At 45.6% G+C, this 6118-nt stretch carries 6 protein-coding genes; 2 read left to right on the top strand and 4 right to left on the bottom strand.

Features of this window, described 5'->3' with window-relative positions; genetic code table 11:
* Window positions 1-569 (top strand): hypothetical protein (locus ACRC27_RS07205; RefSeq protein ID WP_438639531.1); only part of this gene is annotated, 569 nt, incomplete at its 5' end.
* Window positions 570-643: 74 nt separating this feature from the next.
* Here ACRC27_RS07205 and yfaE read toward each other — a convergent pair.
* The 4 genes from yfaE to ubiG form a co-directional block, all read right to left on the bottom strand.
* Window positions 644-898, bottom strand: coding sequence for a class I ribonucleotide reductase maintenance protein YfaE (gene yfaE, locus ACRC27_RS07200; RefSeq protein WP_438621949.1), 255 nt, complete (start codon window positions 896-898; stop codon window positions 644-646).
* A gap of 19 nt (window positions 899-917) precedes the next feature.
* A complete protein-coding gene (gene nrdB, locus ACRC27_RS07195) occupies window positions 918-2048 on the bottom strand; it encodes a class Ia ribonucleoside-diphosphate reductase subunit beta (protein WP_438621872.1) in 1131 nt (376 codons plus the stop codon).
* Window positions 2049-2210: 162 nt separating this feature from the next.
* Window positions 2211-4496 (bottom strand): class 1a ribonucleoside-diphosphate reductase subunit alpha, encoded by a 2286-nt coding sequence (gene nrdA / locus ACRC27_RS07190; protein ID WP_438621871.1) that lies wholly within the window; start codon window positions 4494-4496, stop codon window positions 2211-2213.
* A 553-nt stretch (window positions 4497-5049) separates the two neighbouring features.
* Window positions 5050-5766, bottom strand: coding sequence for a bifunctional 2-polyprenyl-6-hydroxyphenol methylase/3-demethylubiquinol 3-O-methyltransferase UbiG (gene ubiG, locus ACRC27_RS07185; RefSeq protein WP_438631641.1), 717 nt, complete (start codon window positions 5764-5766; stop codon window positions 5050-5052).
* Window positions 5767-6051: 285 nt separating this feature from the next.
* Between ubiG and ACRC27_RS07180 the strand changes: the two genes are divergently transcribed.
* On the top strand, window positions 6052-6118 hold a 67-nt coding region (locus ACRC27_RS07180), incomplete at its 3' end, for a hypothetical protein (protein ID WP_438634109.1).

Genomic DNA, 6118 nt, shown 5'->3' with positions numbered 1-6118 from the left:
TGAATCAGATTGCTGATATTTTGGAAGATAATATTGTTTTTTCGGGCAGCGGATCATTACCTGAACAGTTGGGTGATTTTTTAGCACTGAGTAAAATAACATTGTCTCTTTCTGAAACCTTTACCGGTGGGTTAGTGGCAGCCACATTGCAAGATGATCAGCGAACTGCACTGGCTCTGCGTCAGGGGTGGGTGATTGGCCAGACAGATCAGCGCTTGCCAGATAACCAAAAACTGCTCGGGCATGCTATTGCTATGGCAGAGGCGAGCCGAGAGAGAACCGGAGCTGATTTGGGGTTATCTACATCACGGATTTTACTGGTTGATAACCATATTGAAGTGGCAGTTGCGTTGGCGGATAGAAATAATGAATTTGGTCAGCGGGTGAAGCTGAATGTACGCCATGCTGCCGAACAGCGGGTTGTTGTGACTACATTGCTGCTCGATATGTTGCGGCGCTACTTGGAGTCACGTGATATTTTTGGCCACTATGAGTGGATAGAGTCACTTGAAACGGTGGTTATCCCTAAATCGGGTACGGTACAGCAGGCGGCAAAAAAGCCAATATAAGCGGTCGATATTCGTAAACAGAGATCTAAATCAGAACGGATAGGGCAGTGAAATTGACGATGGGAGTTTAATTTCTAGCGTTCAATTTCAATATCAGATGCGGGGATGCAGCAGCAGGGCAAAATTTCATCGGCAGCAATAAATGCTAGAGGTTCTTGCTGATAGGTAACGTGTCCACTGAGTAAGCGGGTGCGGCACGCACCGCAAAAACCCGAGCGACACTGAAACTCGGGGTGGTACTGTGCCTGCTCAAGTGTTTCAAGTAAGCTTTGCTGCCCACGATACTCAATTACCGCAGGCGAGACACAAACTGAATTCGGATCACGCAAGGTGATCCGAAAATAGCGTTTAGAGCTCAAAATCGTCTAAATCTGCCTGATTCACTTCAGAGTCAATTTGACCAACCAGATACGAGCTCACTTCTACCTCTTGTGGTGCAACTTGTACGTTGTCAGAGACCAGCCAGCTGTTAATCCACGGAATCGGGTTTGAGCGCGCTGGGAATGGCATAATCAGGCCCACCGCATGCATACGAATATTGGTGATATATTCAACATACTGGCACAAAATATCTTTATTCAGGCCAATCATAGAACCATCTTTAAACAGATACTCAGCCCAATTTTTCTCTTGTTCTGCCGCTTCTAAAAACAGATTAAAACAGGCCGCTTCGCACTCTGTTGCAATCTCCGCCATTTCAGGATCATCACGTCCTGTACGCATTAAATTGATGATGTGCTGTGTGCCGGTTAAGTGCAGTGCTTCATCACGTGCAATCATCTTAATGATCTTGGCGTTGCCTTCCATCAGCTCGCGTTCAGCAAAGGCAAACGAACAGGCAAAACTGACATAAAAGCGTACCGCTTCGAGCGCGTTGACGCTCATCAGACACAGATACAGCGTCTTTTTCAGCTCCCGCAGGCTGATCGTGTGGGTTGTACCATTGATCGTATGTGTGCCTTCACCGAGCAGGTGATACAGATTACTGTCGTGGATCAGTTTATCGTAATAGCCTGAAATATCGGTAGCGCGCTTTTTAATCTCTTCATTGACCACGATATCATCAAACACCACCGCAGGGTCTTTCATGATATTGCGGATAATGTGGGTGTATGAGCGCGAATGAATGGTTTCGGAAAATGACCACGTTTCAATCCACGTTTCAAGTTCTGGAATAGAAACGAGTGGTAGCAATGCTACGTTCGGGCTACGCCCTTGAATAGAGTCGAGCAGCGTCTGGTATTTTAAATTACTGATAAAAATGTGTTTTTCATGCTCTGGCAGTGATTGATAGTCAATTCTGTCACGAGAGACATCAACCTCTTCTGGTCGCCAGAAGAAAGAGAGCTGTTTTTCGATCAGACGCTCAAAAATCTCATGTTTTTGCTGATCATAACGAGCCACGTTAACGGGTTGGCCGAAGAACATCGGTTCTAATAATTGATTGTTTTTATGTTGACTGAACGTGGTGTAAGCCATGAAAAGTTACCTTTGTTCTGAAAGAAAACAGAGCTGCAGAGTATAGCGCCCTGAGTGTTTTCTTACATCCAAAAAAAATGATCATCTCTGACACTCAAAAATAAAAAAAGGATCGCACTTGATGAGAAGGCGATCCTTTTCATTTAAGTTCAGATCATGCCGTTAGATTTTGCATGCACCACTTTCGCAATCATCATCAGTTGCGGATGGCATCATGTCATCTTGCAGATCGTCAGCACCATCACGGGTGTTTTGGTAATACAGTGTCTTAACACCGTATTTGTAGGCGGTCAGCAGATCTTTTAGCAGTTGCTTCATGGGTACTTTTTGACCTGGGAAGCGTGCCGGATCGTAGTTAGTATTTGCCGAAATCGACTGATCGATAAACTTCTGGATTATCCCAACAATATGCAAGTAACCATCATTGTTAGGAATATCCCACAGCAGCTCGTAGGCATTTTGCAGTTCATCATATTCAGGCACAACTTGCTTTAAGATCCCGTCTTTCGAAGCCTTCACACTGATATGACCACGCGGCGGTTCAATACCGTTGGTTGCGTTCGATATTTGTGATGACGTTTCTGATGGCATCAGTGCCGACAGGGTAGAGTTACGCAAACCGTGAGTTTTAATCTCGTGGCGCAGCGTTTCCCAGTCATAGTGCAACGGCTCTTTAGTCAGCAGATCCAGATCTTTTTTATAGGTATCAATCGGTAAAATGCCCTGTGAATAGGTGGTTTCATTAAACCACGGGCAAGCTCCTTGCTCTTTTGCCAGCTTATTCGATGCTTTTAGCAGGAAGTATTGAACTGCTTCAAAGGTGCGGTGAGTCAGATCATTGGCACTGCCATCAGAGTAACGTACGCCGTTTTTCGCTAAATAGTAGGCATAGTTAATGACACCAATACCCAGAGTACGGCGGCCCATTGAACCCCGTTGCGCAGCTGGAATTGGGTAGTCTTGGTAATCAAGCAGTGAATCGAGTGCACGAACGGCCAAATCAGCTAGCTCTTCAAGCTCATCAAGGCTATTGATAGCCCCGAGATTGAATGCAGACAATGTACAAAGTGCAATTTCACCCTGCTCATCGTTCACATCATTCATCGGCTTGGTTGGCAAGGCAATTTCCAGACACAAGTTTGACTGACGAATCGGAGCCACATGTGAATCAAACGGACTGTGCGTGTTGCAGTGATCAACGTTTTGGATATAAATCCGGCCGGTAGACGCACGCTCTTGCATCATCAATGAGAACAGATCTAGAGCTTTAACACTCTTTTTACGGATACTGCTGTCTTGCTCATATTGGATATACAGCTGTTCGAATTTGTTCTGATCCATAAAGAATGCATCATATAAACCCGGTACATCTGATGGGCTGAACAGGGTAATGTTGCCGCCTTTAATCAGACGCTGATACATCAGCTTGTTGATTTGTACGCCGTAATCCATATGGCGTACACGGTTCTCTTCGACACCGCGGTTATTTTTCAGTACCAGCAGGTCTTCTACTTCCAGATGCCATAACGGGTAGAACAGTGTTGCTGCACCACCGCGTACGCCGCCTTGTGAGCACGATTTCACCGCACTTTGGAAGTGCTTATAAAAAGGAATACAACCGGTGTGGAATGCTTCCCCGCCACGAATTTCGCTGCCCAGAGCACGAATACGGCCGGCATTGATGCCGATGCCTGCACGCTGTGAGACATATTTAACAATGGCGCTGGATGTAGCGTTGATAGAGTCAAGGCTGTCACCACACTCGATCAACACACATGAGCTGAACTGGCGGGTTGGGGTGCGTACACCAGACATAATCGGTGTTGGCAGTGAGATCTTGAATGTTGAGATCGCATCATAGAAACGGCGAATATAGTCAAGACGTGTTTCACGTGGGTAGTTCGCAAACAGACAGGCTGCAACCAAGATGTACAGGAATTGAGCACTCTCATAAATTTTGCCGCTGACACGGTTTTGTACCAGATATTTCCCTTCTAACTGCTTTACTGCAGCATACGAGAAGTTCATATCACGCCAGTGATCCAAAAACTCATCCATCAGCGAAAACTCTTCTTCGCTGTAATTTTCCAGCAGTTCAGCGTCGTATTTGCCAAGTGCCACCATGTTTTTGACATGGGTGTACAGTGCCGGCGGCTCAAACTGACCATAGGCTTTTTTACGCAGATGGAAAATAGCCAAACGCGCAGCCAGATACTGATAATCTGGGGATTCACGCGAGATCAGATCGGCTGCTGCTTTGATGATGGTCTCGTGGATGTTTTCGGTTTTGATCCCATTGTAAAACTGAATGTGCGAACGTAATTCAACCTGCGAAACCGACACATTGTTAAGACCTTCAGCCGCCCATGTAATGACCCGATGGATTTTGTCCAGATCAATGCGCTCTTCGCGTCCGTCACGTTTAGTTACTAGCAGAGATTGAGTCATAGTTCTTTTATTCAGCCAATGTAATGTAGAAAGTGGGTAACACAGCAGACACTTATTATGATGTTGCACCGCGTTGTTTCGCGGTGTTTGACGGTGCATACATGCGATGGGATGAGCCGATACGCAAATACGCACAAGGTTGCATGCCACTGTGCTCTGTACTTGACAGAGTAGAATAAGCATGCAACACAACATATGGGGTGTCTACGGGAATTGCATAACAAGATAGTGAGGTATCACCGCAGATGCAAGTGCACAAAAAACCGTGATCTTGTGGATAACTGTGTTGAATCTTGGTGTTGTGAGTAGTCACTTACTTTGACATAAACAGCGTATTTCGCTTCTTCAAAATGCAAGGTTTTTTTATTAAAATTATCTCGCCAGAAAAAATTTTTTTTGATCTGAAGCAGTTCGCACAGCTTTTATGCAAACCGGATAAACATGCAGCAGATCAAATTTTGCTATAACAGGATCATCGGGTCTTTAAGTACTTCCGGCTACTGTGATAGTCGCAATATCGGGAGATATTGCGTGTACCTAAGTAGCCAGAGGATCATGCAAGATCGTCGCAACGGGTGTGGATCATGTAATTGACATCGATATCTTTGCGCAGTGAGAACTGATTGAGTAAGGGGTTAAAGGTGATCCCCATAATGTCTTGTTCACGTAGTGGGGTGGCATCAATCCAGTGCAGCAACTCTGATGGGCGGATGAATTTTTTGAAGTTATGTGTACCCTTGGGCACCATGCGTAACAGGTATTCTGCGCCGACTATCGCAAATAGAAATGATTTTGGATTGCGGTTTAGAGTGGAAAAAAAGACATGACCGTTCGGTTTGACCAAGCGTGCACAAGCGCGGACAATTGATTCTGGGTCAGGCACATGCTCTAGCATCTCCATGCAGGTGACAATGTCATATTGACCGGCATGCTGATCAGCATGCTCTTCAACCGTTTGTTGTATGTAGTTGACATCAACACCGCTTTCTAGCGCATGCAGGCGTGCTATTTGCAGCGGCTCTGCGCCCATATCCAGACCAGTAACGTGTGCGCCTTCACGTGCCAAACTTTCTGACAAAATACCGCCACCACACCCTACATCGAGCACTTTTTTGCCAAAAACACCTTCAGTGGCATCAAGAATATAGCTAAGACGCAGCGGATTAATGCGGTGTAACGGCTTAAATTCACCTTCGAGATCCCACCACGTTGAGGCAACGGCTTCAAATTTGGCGATTTCGTGATCATCAACATTACGATTGTTTTGCATGGATAAAACGCATCCCTTCATACACTATTATTATGACAATTATACCTGATCTGCCGCAGATAAATATCTGCTGCGGGTAGATTGGCGGAATTTACAAATTTTGGTGAATAGATAGCGTGTACAAATGGAGGTAACCTGAACGTTCCGGCAGTTGTAGCCGTGGTTTTTCGGCAGGGAGGCCCGTGTCTTGTTTTTTATACACTGGGCGTAAAGTTTGCTTTTATGGTATAGTCTTACACCTTTTTCATCCGGTCAGACGACAATTAGCTGAGGGAATGTGGCGCCATGAGCGACCTAGCCAAAGAAATCACGCCGGTCAATATCGAAGAAGAGCTGAAAAGCTCCTATCTGG

This window comes from Plesiomonas sp. (assembly GCF_051650925.1).
Classification (GTDB): domain Bacteria; phylum Pseudomonadota; class Gammaproteobacteria; order Enterobacterales; family CAMTGL01; genus Plesiomonas.
The sequence above is the reverse complement of the archived record's forward strand: the minus strand, read 5'-3'. Positions and strand labels throughout refer to the sequence as shown.

Coding starts and splice junctions, on each gene's coding strand:
- nrdB (WP_438621872.1), bottom strand. CDS start 2,048: ATGGCTTACACCACGTTCAGTCAACATAAAAACAATCAATTATTAGAA.
- nrdA (WP_438621871.1), bottom strand. CDS start 4,496: ATGACTCAATCTCTGCTAGTAACTAAACGTGACGGACGCGAAGAGCGC.
- ubiG (WP_438631641.1), bottom strand. CDS start 5,766: ATGCAAAACAATCGTAATGTTGATGATCACGAAATCGCCAAATTTGAA.